The sequence below is a fragment of the Streptococcus sp. CCH5-D3 genome, from assembly GCF_001556435.1.
Lineage (GTDB): Bacteria > Bacillota > Bacilli > Lactobacillales > Streptococcaceae > Streptococcus.
In genome coordinates, this window is the sequence record NZ_LSIW01000020.1 from 1 (window position 1) to 2,280 (window position 2,280).

At 36.9% G+C, this 2,280-nt stretch carries 1 protein-coding gene; it reads left to right on the forward strand.

Going from position 1 to position 2,280, the window contains the following annotated elements; genetic code table 11:
- Positions 1-2,280 (forward strand): glucosyl transferase (locus AX662_RS00525; RefSeq protein WP_060971289.1); only part of this gene is annotated, 2,280 nt, incomplete at both ends.

The following is a 2,280-nucleotide window of genomic DNA, read 5'->3' on the forward strand; positions in this document are numbered from 1 at the left end:
CACCAACAACTAGTGATACTGATACCCCTAATTCTCAAGTTCCCTCTGCTGAAAATAATATCACTGGCGGTCACTACTACAGTGATAAACAGGGGAATTGGTACTATGAAGATGCTAATGGGAAAAAACTTACTGGAGACCAAACGATTGATAACGTAAGAGTCTCCTTCTGGGAGGACGGAAAACAAATTAAAGGACCACAAATCGTAAATTACAAACTATACCGTTATTTTGATGATAATACTGGTCAACTACAAACCAAACGTTATCTAGAATATAAGGGAAACTGGTACTATGTTGACAAGGATGGTATTCCTCTCAAGGGGGAACAAACCATTGATAGGCAAGAAGTTTATTTTGATTATGACGGAACTCAAGTCAAAGGAGACTTTAGTGAAAAGTATTCTGGTAATCTTGATAAGATGCACTATTATGACCCTAACACCGGAGCTAGAGTTAGAAAAGAAGGTCTCGTTCAAGATAAAGAAGGAAGAACCTTTTTTATCAATAATGACGGTTCTAAATATACAGGAACTCGTATGATTGATGGTAATCTTTATTATTTCGAAATCAACTCTGGTGTCATGCAAAAAGGAATCAGCATAGAGCTAGAAGATGGAAAGACTCTTCCAACTTCTAATAAATATGGAACGCCCACAAACATTACCCGTCGTTACTATTTTGACTCAGAAACCGGTCAGTTAGTCAAAAAACAAACAATTAAAGAACATGATAAATGGTACTACTACGGTGATGATGGAAATGCTATTCGTCCTAAAGATGGGGAAACCCTTATTAATGGACAAATCGTCTATCTCTACTCAAACGGCCGTCAAGCTAAAGGAGAACTTGTTCTTGATAATGGGGTCCTCCGTTACTATGATCCTGATTCTGGAGCTCGTGTTGTAAATACAAGCCTAACGATCAATGGGATGACTTATAACTTTGATGAAAATGGAATTGGTAAAGATGCTCCAAACCCTAACGGCTACTATAGCGATGAACAGGGTAACTGGTATTATAAGAATGCAAGCGGAGAAAACCTTATCGGTTCCCAAATCATTAAGGGACAAAGAGTATTCTTCCGGGATAATGGACAACAAGTCAAAGGGGCCTATTTAGATATATATAATGACCTTAAAGGTTACTACGATATCAATACAGGAAATCTCGTAACCAATCGTTACGTTGAAGTTAATGGTAATTGGTACTATGTTAATAAATACGGTAGCCCACTAAAAGGGGCCTACATTATTGATGGACAAGATGTTATGTTCGATCCCCATGATGGTAAACAGATTAAAGGAGGATTTGTAAGAGATCCGAAGTTTATCTCCAAATATTATTACATGCCTAAGTACTACTATGATAAAGACAATGGTTGCAAAGTAACCCATGCAGGCTTTGTTAATGAAAATGATTCAACCTACTACCTTGATGATAAAGGACAAATAGTTCTTGGGCTTCAGGAAATTAATGGCGATTTCTATTACTTCCGTCCAGAAAATACGTATAAACACTATGACATTGGAGAAATGTTACGAGATCGTTTTATCTATGAAAATAATAAGGTCTATTATGTTGATCATAGTGGTAAAATCTTGAAAAATCGCTTTTTCGAACGTAATGGAACTGGAACTTGGTATTATTTTACAAAAGATGGTACAGCTGCAACAGGAGAAGTTGAAATTAATGGTCAAAAACTATACTTTGATAATCCTTGGGGTTTTCAGACCAAAGGAAGGGTTGCTCAAAACGGTAAATTCTATGACAAAGATTCTGGTGAACTAGTGACCAATACTTTTAAAGAAGTATTGACTTCCGTTGGTAGTACCATAAATGGCGAAATTTTATATGCAAAGGACTGGTATTACCTTGATAGGGAAGGCCGACCACTAAAAGGACCTCAAACACTTGATTATGTCAAAATGTACTTCTTCCCTAATGGAGCACAGGTTAAGGGACGTTTTGCTCCTGATGGACACTACTATGATAAGGATACTGGTGCACTTGTAACAAACCGTTACGTCCATATCTATAACTGGAAATTTCAAGATAAATACGGTAATCCTGTCGATAACTTTTTTATCAAGTACCCACATAATTTTATTTTTGGTCTCAATGATAACACAATACCAGTAGACATTAGTCACTACCCACTTTCAAGCAAAGACTTCGATTGTGAGGACTATTTCTACTACGTTGATGTCAATGGTGATAAAGTTACCGGTGAACAAACCATTGACAATGTCCCAGTCTACTTCCACAGTAACGGTAAAC